The sequence below is a fragment of the Kurthia sp. ISK08 genome (assembly GCF_046159805.1).
Classification (GTDB): Bacteria; Bacillota; Bacilli; order Bacillales_A; family Planococcaceae; genus Kurthia; species Kurthia gibsonii.
Window position 1 is genome coordinate 583,273 of sequence record NZ_JBJXHL010000002.1, and the last position, 19,124, is coordinate 602,396.

Here is a 19,124-nt window from a genome sequence, read left to right on the forward strand (position 1 = left end):
TAAAAAGTGAGGAGAGATTAGAGTGGAAAATATTGTTGTTAGTTATAATAAGGTAGAGAGTGAAGCATATCAAACATTTACACAATTAAAGCAACGTGAAGGTGTTATTGGGAGTACAACGATTTCCAATGCAATTTTAATTAAGCGCAATGGTGTACAGCTTCAAACATTAGATGATTATATGACATCGAATGAAAATGCATTAAAAGGTAGCTTAATTGGTACTTTGATTGGTATTTTAGGAGGTCCAATTGGCATGTTGCTCGGTTTAGGAGTAGGTGCAATTGTTGGCTCGATTTCAGAAATGGATGAGATGGAAACGGACTCATCATTAATTGGGGCGATGACATCACGTTTAGAAGATGGAGATGTAGCCATTATCGCGCTCGTACAAGAAACAGATGAAAAGTTCTTAGATGAACTACTAAATGAGCATGAAACACGTATTGTTCGATATGATGCAGCTTTAATAACGGAAGAAGTTGAACATGCACAACAATTACAAAAAGATATGGAAAAGCAAACACGTCAAAAACTATCAGCAGAGCGTTCTGAAGAGCGTAAAGCAAAGGTAGCTGCGTATAAAGAAAAAATTAAGAGTCAATTTGAACATTTAAAGAAAAATAAAAAGCATAAAGATGATTCACAGTCAGAAGCATAAAAGAAAAGCAAGTGTCGTTAATTTTCATGACACTTGCTTTTTATTATGAAAATTTTGGTGTTTTGACTTCAAATACTTGTTGAATTTGTCCATGTTCATCGAGTAACACACCATTCAACTGTCCACCGAATACAGCGCCACCGTCAATCCCTATGTAGCTTTTTTGTTCATTCGTCCAAATAGAATGCTTTTCAGCCTCATGTATGTAATGCGTTGGTGTATGGCCAAATACATTCACATAGGGCGTTTGATTTTGCTTTTTAAAATGTTCTCGAATCCAGATGAATTCATCTTCTGTTGTATGTTGGAAATCTGCAAAGTCACTATTAAAGCCTGCATGCGTGAATAACACTTTTCCAAATATAAGAAAGTAGCGACTATTTCGTAAAAATGTAATCTCTTTTGCATAATGTTCTTTTAAGTAATCGGCAACCTGCGCACGCGACCAATTCGTAAAATCGACTGAAATAAGTGATTGTAATGTCACGTCGCCGCCATTACGTAAAAAGCGTTCGGGCTTTTCTTTTAAATCAATATAATCTAAAAACATCTGATCATGATTTCCTCGAATAAGACGTACATTATATTGTGTTGAAAGTTCATATGCTCTTTCTAATACGTGACGTGAACCCATACCACGGTCCATTAAATCCCCTAAAAGAATGAGTGGTATTTCGTGATCCCATTTTTTTAGTAGTGTTTCAAAAGCATCATCCATCCCATGAATATCACTCATTACAAAACATGTCTTCAATTCTGTCATCCCCTTTGTGAAAATAGAAGAAAATGAGGCTACAAGAACCTCATTTTCAAAATTGCTTATTTTTTCTTTGGAATCGATTGTGTTTGCCAATCTTCCTGTAATTGCATTTTTGCAACATACATCATTTGCGCGATATGCCCAGCATAATGCACAAGTTGTGTCATTAAAGCAGCCATCGCGGGTGTTTCTTTCCCTTTTACCGAAACCATTTGGAGTAAGTCTTCTTGTGAAAGTGCATGAACAGTTTCGTAAAAAATCGCCCATGCGTCATCCCATTCTTGCATAAGTTCTTCTTTTGAAAGTCTGTGATGAGTGAATTCTGCATCCCGATCACGCGACGGTTTTTCACCGTCTGTTGTGAGGAAATCAGTACTACGTGAACGCATATTACCAGCGATATGTTGAACGAGTACAGCGATACTGTTTGACTCTGAATCAGGTGCGAAATACAATTGTTCTTCCGTTAATTGCACAAGTGTACCGTCACCTTGTTTTTTAATTTTATCCATTTCTTGTAATATTGCTTTTAAAAAAATACTCATGTTGACCAGCTCCTTATGATGTCAGTATAACAAAACTTCCGTTTATTTGAAAAAGTAATCATATGTATTTTTAGCTAATAATACGACGGTTACAATAATGAAAAGAACACGAACATAGCCAGAGCCTTGACGAATAGCAAATCGAGAACCAACAATCGCACCGAATACTTGAGCAATCGCCATTGGAATACCGTAAGCATAATTAATTTGACCGAGAAAAGCGAACATGAACAGTGCAGCAAGGTTACTCCCGAAGTTCATCAGTTTTGCATTGCCAGCAGCTTTTAAGAAGTCATGCCCCATCGTTAAAAAGGCGAAGATTAAGAAAGAACCAGTCCCAGGACCTAAAAACCCATCATAATAACCAATTAAAAATAAGATGATGACGAATGTAAACATTTTTTGTTTGGAATGTTGCGCAATTTTTTCCATCGTGCCCCAATCTTTTTTGAAAATGGTGTAAACAAGAACGAGCGCCAACATAATGAGCATTAAAGGTTTTAAAAGTTCAGGATTCATTAAGTGGACGGAGAAAGCACCGAGTAGTCCACCAAAGAATGTAAGTGGGAAGTATTGTAATCCGGCTTTAATGTCGAGCTTCCCAGAACGATAGAATGTAATAGTAGAAGTAAGAGAACCGACCATGCCAGCGAGTTTATTCGTCGCGACAGAAGTGGCAGGACTTAATCCTAAATACATGAGAGCAGGTAAACCGATTAATCCGCCTCCGCCAACAACTGAGTCGATAAAGGCAGCGGCGAAACCTGCGATGAGCAGCATAAGTAGTAGTTGTGAATCTAAATCAAATGGCATAAGAATAAGTCCTTTCGTTAGTTACTATCACAATAGTAACTAATTATGGTATACTTGTAAATAAAGAATTCAGAAAAAAGAGAGGAGTGGCAATATGCAGAGAATTATTGAGATTTTAAAGCAAAGAGGTTATACAGAATACGAATCGAAAGCGTATTTAGCGCTCATTCAAAATGGCGATGTGACGGCGTATCAAATTAGTAAAGATTCAGGAATTCCACGCGCGCGTATCTATGATGTGTTGAATAGTCTTGTTGAAAAAGGAATCGTATCAAAACAAGAAGCAACGGATAAAGTCCGTTATCAAGCATTGCCTGTCGAAGTGTTTTTACAAAAGACAGCAACAAGTTGGCAACATGAATTTACACAACTATCGGATACACTAAAAGAATTGGAAGAAAAAAAGCAACAAGAAAAACCGACCGTTCTTCATTTACAAGAAGAAGAAGCGATTCTCAGTTACTGTCGTACGTTAATTGGACAAGCAAAGGAGAAAATTTTAATTTCGATGTGGGATGATGTTTACGAGTTATTACGTCCTGTATTAGAAGAAGCAGCGAAAAAAGTAACGGTGCATGGCATTACACTACATGTAGAGAATGGTTTACCGACAGTTGACCGTCACCGCGCGACCTATTTTACAGAGAAGCCAACAGCGAGTCGCTGGTTTATCGTATCGGTTGATAGTATACATATGATTTATGGCCCTTCACTAAAAGAGCGACCACTTGCCTTTTATACAGATGACCCTATACACATTCGTTTATTAGAAGATTACATATGGCATGATGTCCTCGTAAACCGTTTAGTACACCGTAGTCAAGATACACTAGAAGAGTGGGTGAAAGAACAGCGCGCAGCATTTTTCCTACAAGGATACTGAACACGTAGAAAATTTGCCTCTATACAAAAATGGTATTATAAATACATAAATACCTATTAATGGTATTTTAGTTATAGAGATATTAAAATACGCGTTCTTTTTGAAAGGGGATTGCCATCCATGAAGGGTACATATGGTAAAAAATCGTGTTCAAAGATTCTTTTGTTATTTTCTATTTTGAGTGTTTTCATGATATTAAGTGCTTGTAGTAATAAGCTAGGTGAAGTAAAACAAGTCGATGTGTATAAAATGGAGAGTTTTGATCAAGTTCAAAAAAATTCTGTCGTTACGTTTAAATCAGATGAAGAAATAAAAGCTTTTGAACAGGCTTTTACGCATTTACAAAAGCAAAAGGGAAAAGTCGATATAATGGACCCTGAATATAAAGTGGAGCTAGGAGATAAAAGCTACTTTATGTGGTTAAATCAAGAGAAAGTAGCTGTTATGGATACAGAAGATACAGAGACTTTATATCTTTTAACAGAGGATTATTCAAAGTGTATAAAGAAGATTATGGATTCAACTAAATAATGTGCTTAGAGCCTGGTACAGAACAAAATAATATGTCTCAAATGCGAATAATCAAATCAATTGAATGCGTAGAAAACGACTCCTGCGGGAACAGCATGAGCTGAAAACCCCACAGGAACGTAGTGACGAGGAGTTTGAAGCCATGCCCGCGGAAAGCGTTTTTCGAAGCGGAAATTGATTTGCTATGTTGAAAATACTTTTGTCCTAGCCTTTTTTTGTGGAAATAGAAAAAAGAGCCTGAAAAGACTCTTTTTATAGGCTAGATGTCCATATTAAACTTACGTAACATCTCCATTAATTTTTCTTTTTCTTTTAAATATTGTTCTTCTGTAACAGTTTTGTCTTCTAGCATTTTTGCTAATTCTGCTAATTTACGCATAAGCATCATGCGATCTAATTCATTCATTTGTGCCATCTATGCCGACTCCTTTAAACATAATCCTCTACAGTGTACTATTTAAAGTGCTTGTCGCACAACATTTTTATAATACTGTGTCGTTAAAAGGGCGAAAATGGAATAGAGTAAAATATAAATTCCCATCGTCATAAAGAGTGGTGTATAAAGTTCTGTACCAAAGAACATCCATCCGGATTTGACCGCAAAGTAACTGTGCAATAGACCAATTACGAGTGGAATACCAAAATTAAATAGTTGCTTCATATAGATGCCACGCATAATCTCTTGTTCAGAGAAGCCGATTTTTCGCATCGTTGTAAACGAAGTTCGTTCTTCATCTGCTTCTGACATTTGTTTAAAGTATAAAATACTACCAGATGTAAATAAGAAAGCAAGACCGATAAAACCAGCAATGAAGATAACAAGCCCCATCTGTTCTTGTAATGCTTTAATTAAGATGGCTTTTGGTTTTGGATGCAGTTCTTGTTTTTTCGATTTGAATGTGCCATCATTTGTAGTTTTAAAGTAAAGCTCTGTAGCCTGTTTGATGTCCTGTTCTGGAACTGTATAGCCTGTGAATGAATGCCAAGCTGTCATTTTTTGAACTTTTTTATTTTCTTGTAGCTGCTTAAATAATGAATCTGAAACAACGACTGCTGGAACGCCCGATGTTAAATACGAAGGGACAATTGCCTGCTTTTCAATAGTTTTGACGCGCAAATTTTTTGTAAGACCAGGTAGTAACACTTGAATGGAACGCCCACTTTCAAGTGGAATAATACTCGCCATCATTTGACTATAGCCTGTTAAATAAGCTTCATCATCTGTTATGTTAATGGAAGGGAATACTCTTTTGGCGTCAGAGAATGCGACAACTTGTGTTTTGTTTGAAATGTTTTCAAGTGCATCATCTGTAGGTTTTTCTTTTAATAAATTTTGTGTGTCGATATCGGCACTTACAATCTGAAACGTTTGCTTTTTAAAATAAATCTGTTCCTTTTTTAATTGCTGTTCAAAAGAACCTTGATTGTTGAATGTAACAAAGTCATACGATGAATTTTGATTCGCTGTAGCATGTACGCCATAATAAGCAATTGAGCCGAGTGACAAAATGCCAAGTGCAAGTGCGGTTAAAATCGTAATAAGTGATAGCGAAAGTGAGCTTGAGCGAATCCGGTGAATAATCGGTGTTACTGCTACAACATCTGTAATATTAAGATGTCCTTTTTTACTCGAGCGGATGACGTTGAATAAAAAAGAAACAGAGTAACGGAAAAATAAAAATGTTCCAATGATAACAGAGAATAAAATAATTGCCATCGCAATAAATAAGTCGTTCAATGTAATCGTATTTTTTACTTCGAATAAAATGCTCGAACGGTAATAGCCGAAACCAATCAATACAATGCCAAGTAGTCCAAGAACGAGCTGATAAGGCGCGATTTTTTTGACTTGCTGTTCGGACTTACTTTCAGCTTGGAAAAGATCTAATAGCTTTGAACGGGCGATCAGCCACATTGTTTGTAATAAGATAAAACCAAAAATAATCGCAAAAACAACAAGTGTTTGTACTAGTGCATCTGTCGAAAAGTACATCTCCACAAAATCATCGCTACCGATGACTTTTAAAAAGGCCATTGTGAAAAAACGTGAGAAGAAATAGCCAATTAACACGCCAAGACTAACTGCGGATGTGAAAAGAATAAAGTTTTCAATACAAATCATGCTATTAATTTTTGATTTTGGCATACCAATGAGTTGATATAAGCCAATTTCACGACTGCGACGCTTCATAAATAGGTGGTTGGCATAAAAAACAAAGACAGCCACAATGATGATTAAAATAATCGAACCTACTTGGAAAGCAGCTCCCGCTTTTAAATCGGCGTTTCGCATATGTGTGACATCATCATTTGACGAAATCGTTGTGAATGAAAAGTAGAGTGTAGCACTAAAAATTAAAGCGAAGAAATAAAGATAATAGTGACGAATATTTTTTCGCATACTTCGAAAGACAAGCGTATTAAAGCTCACGTAAATCACCGCCTAATACAGCTTGTGTATTCATAATCTGTGCAAAAAACTGTTTATGTGTTTGATCCCCTTTATATAATTCCGTATAGATTGAACCATCTTTTAAAAAGAGTACGCGATTACAATAGCTTGCGGCTACAGGGTCATGTGTGACCATCATAATTGTTACACGATAAGCTTTGTTTAATGCTTCTAAACTTTCAAGTAGAGAGGTTGCAGATTTTGAATCAAGTGCGCCTGTTGGTTCATCTCCAAAAATAATCGATGGTTTCATAATTAATGCACGTGCAGCAGCTGTTCTTTGTTTTTGACCACCTGAAATTTCATTTGGGTATTTATTTTTTAACTCTTCAATCCCAAGTTGTTTCATCAGTGTCACACAGCGAGACTCTGCTTCGTCTTTTTTAATTTTATTCACAGCGAGCGGTAGTAGAATATTTTCTTTAACCGTCAATGTGTCTAAGAGGTTGTAATCTTGAAAGATAAACCCCATCTCTGTTCGACGCAATTGTGCTAATTTTTTCGACGATTGCTCATGTAACGCATGTCCATTAATTTCGACAATGCCGCTAGTCGGTGTATCAATCGAGCATAAAACATTCAATAATGTCGTTTTGCCAGAACCCGACGCGCCCATAATCCCCACAAACTCACCAGCTTGTACATCTAAATCAATCCCTTTTAATACTTGTTGTACGTTTTGTTTTTTACCATAACTTTTTGTTAGTTTACGTGCTTTTACAAGATCCATTGTATATTGCCTCCTTCAAGTCTTATATTCATCTTAAAGCGAATCGATGTGACAATCGTTCGTTTTACGTGACATTTTTGTCATATTGCTTGAAGGTCGACAAATGTATTCGGGTGAGGGAAATATAAGCGAACGGTTGTCCCTTGTTTGACAGTTGAATCTACTTGTAGTTGGATTTTTAGTTTACGCGCGATATTCTGTGCTAAATAAAGACCCATCCCTGTAGCCGCCTGCTGTTTACGTCCGTAACCTCCTGTGAAGCCACGTTGAAAAACACGTGGTAGATCATGTTGTTCAATCCCGACACCTGTATCTTGAACGGCTAAAAATGTATGCCCATCTTGTGATGTCCCGCTGTAAATATGGATAGATTGACCAACGTGACTATATTTAATCGCATTCGATAAAATTTGACGCAAAATAAAACGTAACCATTTTGCATCACTGTAGATGGAAGTAGAGAAGTCGTCTAAATTAATTTCAAGCTCTTTTTCTAAAAACCAGCTTCGTAGCTGTTTGATTTCTTCTATTACAAGTGGACGGAGAGAGACCTCTTGTAAAATTAAATCTTGTTCTAGGCTTTCCATGCGTAATGTATGTAATGTTTGATCTAATAAAAAATGCAAGCGATGCCATTCTAAATCAATTTGCTGTTTTGCAGGGGAGGGTGGAAGTGCATCAATCATGAGTTTTTGCGCAGTTAACGGTGTTTTCATCTCATGAATCCAACGTATTTGTTCATCAGCTTGTTCTTGAAACTTCGTGAATAATTGATTTTCAGCTTGTTTTAATTCTACACGTAACCGCTCATATTCTTTTTCATAAAGCCCCATAACAGAAGAAGCATGATAAGAAGAAAAGGCCTGTTTTTTTAATTGTTTTCGCCACCATAGGGCATAAATACTTACAACCACTACTACAATAAATAATGATGTCCCATTCAAATAAATAACAGAAACAGTCTGTAAGCCTGTATCCAATACAAATAAAAGATTCATCCAAAGAAATAAAACAAATAATAATAAAAACCAGATGAGATGATCTTTAAAAAATAGTTTCATCATGTTGTCAGGTTTCCTTTCGTCACTGCTACATAACCTAACCCCTTTTTCGTTTCAATGACATCATCTAAACCGATGTCACTTAATTTATGGCGTAAACGGTTCACGTTTACGGTTAATGTATTGTCATTGACGAAGCGCTCATCATCCCACAATCGACGCATTAAATCGTCTCTTGAAACAATTTCATCCGGTTTTTCTAGTAATACTTTTAAAATAAATTGCTCATTTTTCGTCAGTTCGACTTGTCGGTGATTGCGTAGGAGAACGCTTCTTGCATAATCAATTTGAATGCCATTCCATTGATGTACGGTTTCTTTTTCAACTTGTGTATACTCATAAGTTCTTCTTAAAAGTGCTTGGATTTTAGAGAGTAATACATCCATGTGAAAAGGTTTTTGTACATAATCATCTGCTCCTAATTGCATCGCCATAATGGAATCCATTGGTTGGTCGCGCGAAGATAAAAAGATAATTGGAATTTTCGACTCTGCGCGTATTTCTCGACACCAATGAAAGCCATCGTATGCGGGTAATTGAATATCAATAATAACGAGAGCTGGATCTACACTACGCACCTCCTTCATAATTTGTTGAAAATCGTTTGCGATAGTGGTCTGTAAACCCCAATGCTGAAAATGCTGTTGAATTTGTCTGGCGATGGCTTCATCGTCTTCAATTAAAAAAATGCGTTGCATCTCTTTACTCGCTCCTTTCATCTACATGAATCATACGATAACCTACACGAATATGCGTTTGAATTAACTTAACATGTGGGTTCTCCAATTTTTTTCGAAGAGTTGTCATAAATACACGAAGATTTGGTAAATCTGTTTCTAAAGCATCTTGCCAAATGGACTTTAACAGAAAATTGTGTGTGAGAACTTTTCCAACATGCTTACTAAAGGTCTCTAATAAAATATATTCATTAGGCGTTAAATGAATTTCTTCCTCATATAAAAAGACGCGATTAGCATCATAATGAATGGTTAATGGGCCATTTTGAAAAGTCGGCTGTTCTTGTACATGTAGCGGATGTTGTACTCGGCGAAGTGCTACACGAATACGCGCTAATAATTCATCCATACTAAATGGTTTTGTCACATAATCATCTGCTCCAGCATCCAATGCTTGGATTTTATCGTGTTCTTCACCTCTAGCACTAACAACGATGATTGGAATAGAAGACCATTGACGCGTTTTAGTGATAATTTCCTGTCCGTCCATGTCAGGAAGCCCTAAATCTAAAATCATCAATATAGGCTTTGATGTAAGTAGTTTTTCATAAGCTTCTTTACCAGAGCGCGCATGTTCAAAAGGGTAGTGCTGTAATTCAAGTGCCATTTGTATAAAATGCGTAATAGCAGGATCATCTTCTACGATTAAAATAGGTTGTGTCATCATATATCGCTTCCTTTCTCTAAAGAAAATGTGAAAATAGCGCCATGTGGGATCGCATCTTTTACGTGCAATTCACTTTGATGAATCTGTAAAATGTTTTGACAAAGTGATAAACCGATCCCTAAACCACGTTTTGCATCATGTTGTTTTAAGTGATAAAAAGTAGTGGGGTGGAAAAGAGCCTCTTTTATATTGGGAGAAATCCCTTGTCCATTATCACGTACTTCAATCAAAATCAATCCGTCCTCTTCATAAGCTTTTAAGTAAATATGACAATATGGCTCGGTATGTTGAATGGCATTATCAAGTAAATTATAAATCACCTGTCTAATCAGGCGGACGTCCATTTTCGCGCTTAAGTTTGGCTCTTGTATGTCAACCTGAATAGGTCGCTCTGAATGTTTCGCAATTTGCTCTAAACAATCTTGAAAGATATCTTCAATTAATTCTTCATGTATATGCAATGATAACTGTCCATTTGAAATTTTAGAAGCCGCTAATAAATTTTCAACTAATTGAATGAGTCGATTCGCATTATAATCTAAATCTTCGTATAGAGTATATTTTTGTTCGTTTGTTAATTGTGTCCCAGCTGTTTTTAATAAAGAAGCATGCCCAGAAATACTAGTTAGTGGTGTTCTTAAATCATGTGAAATAGAACGTAATAAGTTCGACTGAATTTGTTCTAGTTCTTTTTCTTTTGCTACTACCATATTTTCTTCTAGTAAATAGAACTGTTCGTATGAAAGCGTAAGTTCATTTAAAATAGCATACATAATTTGTTTTTCAAACTTTGAAAAAGGTTGTTGTTGTTTAAATGTAATCGCTAGTACTACTTGTACTTCATCATGAAAAGAGAAGGGAATATAATATGCAAAAGCGTCTTTAAAAATATTCGTTGTCTGACCAGCAGCTTTTTGATTATAGATACACCACTGTACAATTGCTTGTTCATTTGAATTCGCTAACTTTTTTTTTGCATGCTCATTTTGTTGTGTCGTTAAATGTGCGCAAGGGAAGTAAGCTGCACTTTGTATCTTTTTTTGTTCAATTGTATAAAGCATAATGGGTGCTTGCGTATTTTTAATCATTTCTTGACATCCAATGTTCATCAGTTCGTCAACATTTTTGGCACTTTGTAATGTACGGTTGGCATCTAATAATGTTTCGATTCGGTAACTATTATAAATCGCTGTTTGCTCTTGTTTGCGAATCTTTTTAGCTAGGCTACTTGTTAGAAGCCCTGCTAAAAACATAATAAAAAATGTCATAGGATAGTCTTTATGATAAGCTTCAAATGAAAAAATAGGTTGTGTAAAAAGAAAGTTGAATTCTAAAACAGCAATAGCAGAACTAATAATGTTCATAAGCCAACTAGTAGTCCAAATTGCTACGATTAATACACCTAAAATAAAGATGGTAATAATGTTAGATTCACTTAATCCAAGGTACTGAAAAAACATGCCGAGTAAAGCGACGCATGTAAAGATACAAATCATTTTAAGAAAGTCCAGCCATTGTAATGAAAGATCAATTTCTTTTCTTTTTGACTTTTTTTGCGCATTTTCATAATCAGGTACAATGTATAAATCAATTGATGGTATGAAAGCATTGACAGCATCTGTTAATTTTCGTCTTGTAAACCATGTTGTTTTACCCATTGTTTTACCTAGAACGACTTTGGTTACACCACTTATTTTTGCATAATTCGCGATTGCAGCAGATGGATTATTTTCTCGTAATATAACGACTGTGCCTCCTAATTGTTCAGCTAATTCGATATTTTTCTGTAGTCGTTCTTGATCCTCTGCTTCAAGTTCATTCGAGTCATCCATTACATACACACAAGAAAATTCAGCATGCAGTGATTGAACAAGACGAGCTGCTGTGCGAATAACCTTTGCATTCGTAGGTGAGCTACTAATACCGACAAGAATATGTTCTTTTGCATGTTCGAGTGGAATCCTTTTATGCACACTATCAGCGATTCTGCGCAGTGCGATTTCACGTAATGCAATTAAGTGTGGTAAGGTGAAGAAATTTTGTAATGCTTGTTTAGCTCGCTCAGGCGCATATATTTTCCCGTCCTTTAGTCGTTGAATAAGTACACTTGGTTCTAAATCAACTAGTTGAATTTCATCGGCGCGGTCAATCATCCAATCGGGTACACGCTCATTTACAGGAATTCCTGTAATACTTTCGACTAGGTCATGCAAACTTTCAATATGTTGAATATTGATGGTTGTATATACATCAACCCCACGATTTAATAATTCCTCTATATCTCCAAAACGCTTTTCATGGCGTAATCCAGGTGTATTAGAATGAGCTAATTCATCAATGACGACACATTCTGGCATCCTTTCAATAATTGCATTCAAATGAAGTTCTTGAAATACGCGACCTTTATAATGAACATCGATTGTTTTGATACATTCCAAACCATCTATCAATCTCTTTGTTTCAGGTCGGTCATGCGGTTCTATATAACCAACAACAATGTCTTTTCCAAGTGCAAGTTGTTCATGTGTTTCTTTGAGCATGGCATATGTTTTTCCTACACCTGCTGCGTATCCTAAAAAAATTTTTAATTTCCCTCTTTTTTTATTCATTCGAATAACACCACCTTTTCCTCATTATAACCATTTTTTATGAAAAAAAAGCGAGCTCTTTACATCTTAATGCCATCTTAATATTTCTTGGCGAATCTAAATGTCACCTTAATTTTTTTTATTTTATAGTAGTTTTACACAAGAAAGAAGGTGACGGATATGTTAGAACTTTTCATGATTGCTCTAGTTTTCAGTAGTTTCGGCGTGTTATTTGCTTTTACACAATGGTGTAATCATAAGTCGAAAAATCAATAGGAGGAATAACATGCTAGAGTTGTTTATTGTATGTCTGTGTATATTTGTCTATTTATTTTATGCACTATTGTATCCAGAAAGATAGGGAGGATTTATGATGTTACAGATTGTGTTCGTTTTAATCATCTACATACCGCTCGTATTACTTGTCGGGCGGTATGTATATCAAGTAACAATGAATCAAAAAACAGTTTTTAATTCTTTTTTTCAGAAAATTGAAAATATACTTTATAAAATAACAGGTGTGAAGCAGCAGGAGATGACAGGGAAGCAATATATTATTGCTTTACTATTGAGTAATGCTTGCATGATTATAGTGAGTTATCTCATACTTCGTCTTCAAAAATATGTATTTTTAAATCCGAACCAAATTGAGAATATGGAACCGACGCTTGCATTCAACACAGTCATTTCGTTTATGACGAATACGAATTTACAGCATTATAGTGGTGAATCAGCGATGAGTTATTTTGCACAAATGATTGTTATTACCTTCATGATGTTCACCTCTGCAGCTTCAGGCTACGCAGTATGTATGGCATTTTGTCGTCGCTTTATTGCAAAAACAGATCGAATCGGTAATTTTTACAAAGATTTCACACGAATCATCGTCCGTATTTTATTACCTTTTTCATTCGTTGTTGCACTTGCACTCGTATGGCAGGGCGTTCCGCAAACATTAGCACAAAACCAGACGATTACAACATTGGAAGGCAAGTCACAGGATCTCGCGTTAGGACCGATTGCTTCGATGGAATCTATTAAACATTTAGGTACGAATGGCGGTGGTTTTAATGGAGCTAATTCCTCTACACCATTTGAAAATCCAACAGCTCTAACGAATGTAATCGAAATATTATCGATGATGTTATTACCAGGTGCATGCGTTGTAGCATTTGGTTTGATGATTGCCTATCGAAAGCAACCACATAAGCATGTTGTCATTGGAAAGCAGGGCGCGGTGTTATTCACTGTAATGGGTGCTCTATTCTTAATTGGACTTACTGCAATTTATATAAGCGAAAAGGCTGGTAATCCACTCATTACAGCACTTGGCATTGATCAATCAAATGGCAGTATGGAAGGAAAAGAGATTCGTTTTGGAATTGAGCAATCTGCATTGTTTACAGAAGTCACAACAGCATTTACAACAGGGACGATTAATAATATGCATGATACATTAACGCCAATAGGAGGCATGGTTCCGCTATTTAATATGATGTTAAATGTCGTATTTGGTGGAAAAGGCGTGGGTCTTATGAATATGATGATGTACGTCCTATTAGCCATCTTCCTTGCTTGTTTAATGATTGGGCGTACACCGCAATTTTTAGGAAGAAAAATTGAAGCAAAGGAAATGAAGTTTATTGCCTTATGTATTTTAATTCATCCATTTATTATTTTAGGATTTTCTGCACTTGCTGTTTCAGCAGCAGGAGGTGTTGAAGGGATTACCAATCCAGGTGCGCATGGTTTATCACAAATTTTATATGAATATGCTTCATCAGCAGCAAATAATGGATCAGGATTTGAAGGGTTAGCAGATAATACGACATTTTGGAATGTCACGACTGGCTTAGCAATGTTCTTCGGACGGTATACGTCGATTATTTTACAATTAGCCATTGCGACACTAATCGCCAGAAAGCCTGAACAACCAGATTCAGTTGGTACTTTACAAACAGATACACCACTTTTCGGAACATTCTTATTCACAATTGTTCTTGTAGTAGGTGCATTAACATTCTTACCTGCACTAACATTAGGGCCCATTCAAGAGTTTTTAACGATACGTTAAGGAGTGAAGAAAATGACAACTATGCAAAAAGAACAGATTTTTTCTAAAAAATTTGTTTTGTCGGCTTGTTGGCAAGCATGCTTAAAGTTTAATCCCATGTACATGGTGAAGAATCCAGTGATGTTTGTAGTAGAGATTGGCTTTTTCGCAACAATTCTATTTACGCTGTTTCCACAAATGTTACATGATGATTCGCCGCGTCGATATAATGCAATCATCGCTATTATTTTAGGAATCACCATCTGGTTTGCGAATTTTGCAGAAGCGATGACACAAGGACGCGGAAAAGCGCAAGTCGAAACGTTAAAGAAAACCAAAACGTCGATGCGAGCGCGAATTATAAAGGAAGGAAAAGAACAATGGGTTGAAGCTTCTACATTGATGAAGGGAGACCGAGTGATTGTTCGAGCAGGAGAAGTCATTCCAAACGACGGAGAAGTGATTGAAGGTGTAGCAACAGTCGATGAATCAGCTATTACAGGTGAATCAGCACCTGTAGTAAAAGAAAGAGGAGGAGACTTTTCTTCGGTAACAGGTGGAACGATTGTCACAAGTGATGAAATTATAATTGAAATTACTTCACTTCCAGGTGCTTCTTTTTTAGATCAAATGATTGCGTTAATTGAAGGGGCAAAAAGACAAAAGACACCAAATGAGATTGCTTTAAGTACATTATTAGTTAGTTTAACAATCATCTTTTTGCTTGTCGTCGTAACATTAAAGCCAATGGCAGATTACTTCGACTTAATGATTCCACTAGCGACTTTGATTGCATTAATGGTTTGTTTGATTCCAACGACAATAGGTGGCTTATTATCTGCGATTGGCATTGCAGGAATGGACCGTGTCACACAATTTAATGTGATTGCGAAAGACGGGCGAGCTGTAGAAGCCTGTGGTGATGTCGATGTCTTAATTTTAGATAAGACTGGAACGATTACATACGGCAATCGTATGGCTACATCTTTTCATACAGCGCAGACAGTAGAGTTACAAGATTTAATGGAAGCAGCTTATTATAGTTCACTAGCTGATGATACCCCAGAAGGTAAATCTATTTTAACGTTAATTGAACAAAAAGGTGTAGATATATCTCGAACAACTCAAACTTTTGAGGAAGTACCATTTACTGCACAAACACGTATGAGTGGAATCAATTTAGAGGACGGGACAACCTATCGAAAAGGCGCATTTGACACTGTGAAAAAATATGTAGGATCTTGTCCGAATGAGGTAGAAGCAGCTGTTCAAATGATTTCAAATAAGGGTGGAACACCACTTGTTGTTACAAAGAATAAAGAAATTTTAGGTGCTATCTATTTAAAAGATGTTGTAAAAGAGGGGCTAAAGGAGCGTTTTCAACTCTTACGAAAGATGGGCATTCAAACGATTATGTGTACAGGTGATAATCCATTGACGGCTGCTGCTATTGCAGAAGAAGCAGGTGTAGATTCATTCATTGCGGAAAGTAAGCCTGAAGATAAACTCGAAGTGATTCGAAAAGCACAGCGCGAAGGTAAAGTAGTCGCGATGACAGGCGATGGAACAAATGATGCACCTGCACTTGCACAAGCCAATGTAGGTGTGGCGATGAATTCAGGAACAAATGCTGCAAAAGAAGCAGCGAACATGGTGGATTTAGATTCAAATCCTACGAAAATCATTGAAATTGTACAAATTGGGAAACAGTTATTAATGACAAGAGGTGCTTTGACAACATTTAGTATTGCAAATGACGTAGCTAAGTACTTTGCGATTATTCCAGCTATCTTTTTAATAGGAATTCCAGGAATGCAAATGTTCAATTTAATGCATCTGTCTTCACCGATAAGTGCAGTTCTATCAGCCTTATTATTCAATGCGCTTATTATTCCATTACTGATTCCAATCGCAATGAAAGGTGTTCCGTATCGTCCGATGAGTGCAAACCGATTATTACGCAAGAATTTACTTATTTATGGAGTAGGTGGATTAGTTATCCCATTCATTGGTATTAAACTAATTGACGTAATCATTACACCTATTTTAAAAAGTTTAGGGTTATCATAGGAGGGCATGTCGATGTGGCAACAATTGAAAGTTGCATTACTTATTACAATCGTATGGATGGGGATTTGTGGCTTGGCATATCCACTTATAACGACAGGAGTCGCACAGATCGTCTTTAAAAATCAAGCGAACGGCAGTTTAATAGAAGAAAAGGGACAAGTAATTGGCTCAGCTTTAATCGGTCAAACATTTGAACAAGATCAATATTTTCAATCAAGACCGTCAGCTATTGCATATAATATTTATGAAAAAAATACAGAAAATAAAGAGGGCGTTCGCTCAGGTAGTGCAAACTATGCACCTTCCAACCCTGAATTGATGAAACGTATCGAACAAGATGTAGCGCAGTTTTTACAACAGCACCCAACCGTCGAAAAACAACAGATCCCTGCAGATTTACTGACTGCATCAGGATCTGGATTAGATCCACATATTTCGCTTAAAGCGGCGAAAATTCAATTAGATCGCTTGCATGAAACAACAGGCTTATCAATAGATGATTTGAAAAAAATTATCGAACAAGCTACAGATTCACGTTCATTAGGTATCTTTGGAGAAGAAAAAATGAATGTTTTAAAAGCTAATCAACAAATCTACCGTCAACTTAATTCTTAAATAGACATCATGAAAAATTGAGAGAATTCAAATTCGAAATAAAAAGACAGCAATCGCGTCACGATGCGATTGCTGCTTTTTTTATATTTGAATCTTATTTTATAACTTAAATTGACGTACTACTTGATTTAATTGTTGTGCCATTGTTGCCAGTTCATCAGCATTTGAAGAGATTTGTTCCATTGAACTTGTTGTTTGTTGAATCGTAGCTGTTGTTTCTTCTACCCCTGCAGCAGATTCTTCTGAGACAGATGAAATTTCATCGACTGCTACTTGAATTGTACGTGAAGATTGTTCAATGTCTTGTAAATCGTTCGAGATGCTTTTAACTCCTGTAGCCATTGAAGTCACAGCTTTATGGATTGTTTCGAATGTTTCACTCGTTGTTTGAATCTGTTCAGTGCCACGTACAACTTCGCCATAACCATGTTCTAAAGAAGTGGACACTAATGTTGTATTCGCTTGAATTTTTTCAACGATATTTGAAATATCCGTTACTGAACTTGATACTTGCTCTGCTAATTTTCTCACTTCATCTGCCACAACGGCAAATCCTTTACCAGCTTCACCTGCACGTGCCGCTTCAATTGCAGCATTGAGTGCAAGTAAGTTTGTTTGATCTGCAACCCCATTAATCACTTTCACAAGCATGGAGATTTGTTCTGATTCACGATTTAATTCTTGCATATTTTCAACTGCATGATTCATAATTTGATCAATTGTTTTCATTTGGTCTGTTGATTTTTCCATTAGTTCAGCACCATTTGATGTGAAATCAAGTACTTGTGTAGAGTGATTATAAATTTCGTTTCCTTTGTCACTTGCAGTACGAATCACTTGTACGAAAGCATCTGTAGAAGAAGAGAGTTCTCCTGCGTGCGATGCTTGTTCTTCTGTACCTTCAGCTAATTCTTGCATCGTTATAGAGATTTGATTTGAACCTTGTTTAATTTCATCTGCTGACTGTGCTAATGAATCACTATGACCTGCCACATTTTGTGCCACATCTTGCATAGAAGCAATGGTATGTTGTAATTTTTCTGTTAAGTCGTTTGAAGCATAACCTAATTGACCAATTTCATCACGGCGTGTAACAGATACTGTCTTTTCCGTTAAATCTCCAGAAGCAATCTTTTTCAGACGAGCAGTAATCGTAATGATTGGTTGTGAAATAACACGAGCAGAAAGCATAGAGATAACAATGGTTAAGAGAATAATAATAACTGCTAGAATAAATGTATATACTTCACCTTTTTTAGCGATTTTATAAAGTTCCTCACCATTTTTTGCCATAGCATCTGAACGTAAATCAGCTAATTCTTCAAAACCTTTTCGGATTTCTGTACCAGCTTCATCAACAGAAGTTAAATTTTTTGCAGCAGTTTTGACATCACCTTTTTCATATACAGCAAATACTTCATCTTGAATATATGTATACCAACTGTCTGTTTTGTCTACTAAGTCCTTTGCAATTTCTTTATCGCTAATTTGATTGATTGTGTGTTCATTCTCCATTCGCGACTTATTGTATTCTTCGAAAATATCTTTATATTTCGGATCATCAGACAAAATATAGCCGCGTGCAGCTGCAATTTGCACAGAGAAATTTGATGCAACGCGTTGATTTGCAATTTGTAGTTTTAAATCTTTTGATACCATAACATTCATACCATCTTGGACATTCTTAATTACAGTTAGGCTATAATACCCATAGCCTAAAAATAGAACTAAAACAATCGCAAAACTAAATAAAATGCGCATTTTGATTGTTTTAAAATTTAATAGCTTTTTCATTGTGGTTCCTCCTGACTGTTTATAAAAATAGTATAAAGGAATCATAAAAGTAATTCTATTGTTTTTTTGATAATATGAATAAAGTTTCAACATAGCTTTATTGAAAGTGTGACTATTTTCTTTTGAATTAAATTGTTGACAATACCTATTGGGGTATACTATAG

Annotated in this window: 18 protein-coding genes; 7 read left to right on the plus strand and 11 right to left on the minus strand. The window is 36.1% G+C overall.

The features are described from left to right. Positions 1 to 22 precede the first annotated feature (22 nt). Entirely contained in the window at positions 23 to 661 is a 639-nt protein-coding gene (locus tag ACKVQX_RS06450; protein ID WP_068453265.1) for a DUF1269 domain-containing protein, read from the plus strand. 43 nt (positions 662 to 704) lie between these two features. On the opposite strand, the gene ACKVQX_RS06455 is transcribed toward ACKVQX_RS06450, so the two are convergent. The 3 genes from ACKVQX_RS06455 to ACKVQX_RS06465 all read right to left on the minus strand — a co-directional run bounded on the left by ACKVQX_RS06455 (position 705) and on the right by ACKVQX_RS06465 (position 2,779). Beyond that, positions 705 to 1,415 carry a metallophosphoesterase gene (locus ACKVQX_RS06455; protein WP_409136114.1) on the minus strand — a complete coding sequence of 237 codons (711 nt, stop codon included), beginning with the start codon at positions 1,413 to 1,415 and terminating at the stop codon, positions 705 to 707. Between the two features lie 65 nt (positions 1,416 to 1,480). Then, positions 1,481 to 1,966 carry a DUF1572 family protein gene (locus ACKVQX_RS06460; protein WP_285215030.1) on the minus strand — a complete coding sequence of 162 codons (486 nt, stop codon included), beginning with the start codon at positions 1,964 to 1,966 and terminating at the stop codon, positions 1,481 to 1,483. Positions 1,967 to 2,008: 42 nt separating this feature from the next. Further along, positions 2,009 to 2,779 (minus strand): sulfite exporter TauE/SafE family protein, encoded by a 771-nt coding sequence (locus ACKVQX_RS06465; protein ID WP_409136115.1) that lies wholly within the window; start codon positions 2,777 to 2,779, stop codon positions 2,009 to 2,011. A 94-nt stretch (positions 2,780 to 2,873) separates the two neighbouring features. Here ACKVQX_RS06465 and ACKVQX_RS06470 point away from each other — a divergent pair, with 94 nt between their 5' ends. Beyond that, the gene (locus ACKVQX_RS06470; protein ID WP_409136116.1) at positions 2,874 to 3,662 is read left to right on the plus strand and encodes a TrmB family transcriptional regulator; all 789 of its coding nucleotides are present in this window, start codon (positions 2,874 to 2,876) and stop codon (positions 3,660 to 3,662) included. Between the two features lie 189 nt (positions 3,663 to 3,851). Beyond that, positions 3,852 to 4,193 (plus strand): hypothetical protein, encoded by a 342-nt coding sequence (locus ACKVQX_RS06475; protein WP_338837912.1) that lies wholly within the window; start codon positions 3,852 to 3,854, stop codon positions 4,191 to 4,193. 259 nt (positions 4,194 to 4,452) lie between these two features. Here ACKVQX_RS06475 and ACKVQX_RS06480 read toward each other — a convergent pair whose 3' ends face one another. From ACKVQX_RS06480 to ACKVQX_RS06510, 7 genes are all read right to left on the minus strand, one after another. Then, positions 4,453 to 4,608 (minus strand): hypothetical protein, encoded by a 156-nt coding sequence (locus tag ACKVQX_RS06480; RefSeq protein WP_156422350.1) that lies wholly within the window; start codon positions 4,606 to 4,608, stop codon positions 4,453 to 4,455. A gap of 42 nt (positions 4,609 to 4,650) precedes the next feature. After that, entirely contained in the window at positions 4,651 to 6,624 is a 1,974-nt protein-coding gene (locus ACKVQX_RS06485) for an FtsX-like permease family protein (RefSeq protein ID WP_409136117.1), read from the minus strand. After that, entirely contained in the window at positions 6,614 to 7,375 is a 762-nt protein-coding gene (locus tag ACKVQX_RS06490; RefSeq protein WP_087680822.1) for an ABC transporter ATP-binding protein, read from the minus strand. The genes ACKVQX_RS06485 and ACKVQX_RS06490 overlap by 11 nt, the downstream gene beginning before the upstream one ends. An 80-nt stretch (positions 7,376 to 7,455) precedes the next feature. After that, positions 7,456 to 8,439 (minus strand): sensor histidine kinase, encoded by a 984-nt coding sequence (locus tag ACKVQX_RS06495; RefSeq protein ID WP_409136118.1) that lies wholly within the window; start codon positions 8,437 to 8,439, stop codon positions 7,456 to 7,458. After that, positions 8,436 to 9,134: a response regulator transcription factor gene (locus ACKVQX_RS06500; protein WP_343174998.1), complete on the minus strand. Its 699-nt coding sequence runs from the start codon at positions 9,132 to 9,134 to the stop codon at positions 8,436 to 8,438. The genes ACKVQX_RS06495 and ACKVQX_RS06500 overlap by 4 nt, the downstream gene beginning before the upstream one ends. 4 nt (positions 9,135 to 9,138) lie before the next feature. Continuing rightward, positions 9,139 to 9,837 (minus strand): response regulator transcription factor, encoded by a 699-nt coding sequence (locus tag ACKVQX_RS06505; protein ID WP_087680842.1) that lies wholly within the window; start codon positions 9,835 to 9,837, stop codon positions 9,139 to 9,141. Next, positions 9,837 to 12,449 (minus strand): DUF4118 domain-containing protein, encoded by a 2,613-nt coding sequence (locus ACKVQX_RS06510; RefSeq protein ID WP_409136119.1) that lies wholly within the window; start codon positions 12,447 to 12,449, stop codon positions 9,837 to 9,839. The genes ACKVQX_RS06505 and ACKVQX_RS06510 overlap by 1 nt, the downstream gene beginning before the upstream one ends. A 265-nt stretch (positions 12,450 to 12,714) precedes the next feature. Here ACKVQX_RS06510 and ACKVQX_RS06515 point away from each other — a divergent pair, with 265 nt between their 5' ends. Genes ACKVQX_RS06515 through kdpC form a run of 4 tightly spaced genes read left to right on the plus strand, consistent with a single transcriptional unit; the run spans position 12,715 to position 17,166 of the window. Then, positions 12,715 to 12,789 carry a potassium-transporting ATPase subunit F gene (locus ACKVQX_RS06515; protein ID WP_368634018.1) on the plus strand — a complete coding sequence of 25 codons (75 nt, stop codon included), beginning with the start codon at positions 12,715 to 12,717 and terminating at the stop codon, positions 12,787 to 12,789. 12 nt (positions 12,790 to 12,801) lie between these two features. Beyond that, on the plus strand, positions 12,802 to 14,502 hold the full coding sequence (gene kdpA / locus ACKVQX_RS06520; RefSeq protein ID WP_409136120.1) for a potassium-transporting ATPase subunit KdpA: 1,701 nt from the start codon (positions 12,802 to 12,804) through the stop codon (positions 14,500 to 14,502). A gap of 12 nt (positions 14,503 to 14,514) precedes the next feature. Next, a complete protein-coding gene (gene kdpB / locus ACKVQX_RS06525) occupies positions 14,515 to 16,551 on the plus strand; it encodes a potassium-transporting ATPase subunit KdpB (RefSeq protein ID WP_409136121.1) in 2,037 nt (678 codons plus the stop codon). A gap of 12 nt (positions 16,552 to 16,563) precedes the next feature. Further along, on the plus strand, positions 16,564 to 17,166 hold the full coding sequence (gene kdpC, locus ACKVQX_RS06530) for a potassium-transporting ATPase subunit KdpC (protein ID WP_068453288.1): 603 nt from the start codon (positions 16,564 to 16,566) through the stop codon (positions 17,164 to 17,166). Between the two features lie 99 nt (positions 17,167 to 17,265). Here kdpC and ACKVQX_RS06535 read toward each other — a convergent pair whose 3' ends face one another. After that, positions 17,266 to 18,960 carry a methyl-accepting chemotaxis protein gene (locus ACKVQX_RS06535; RefSeq protein WP_165442705.1) on the minus strand — a complete coding sequence of 565 codons (1,695 nt, stop codon included), beginning with the start codon at positions 18,958 to 18,960 and terminating at the stop codon, positions 17,266 to 17,268. Between the last annotated feature and the right edge of the window lie 164 nt (positions 18,961 to 19,124).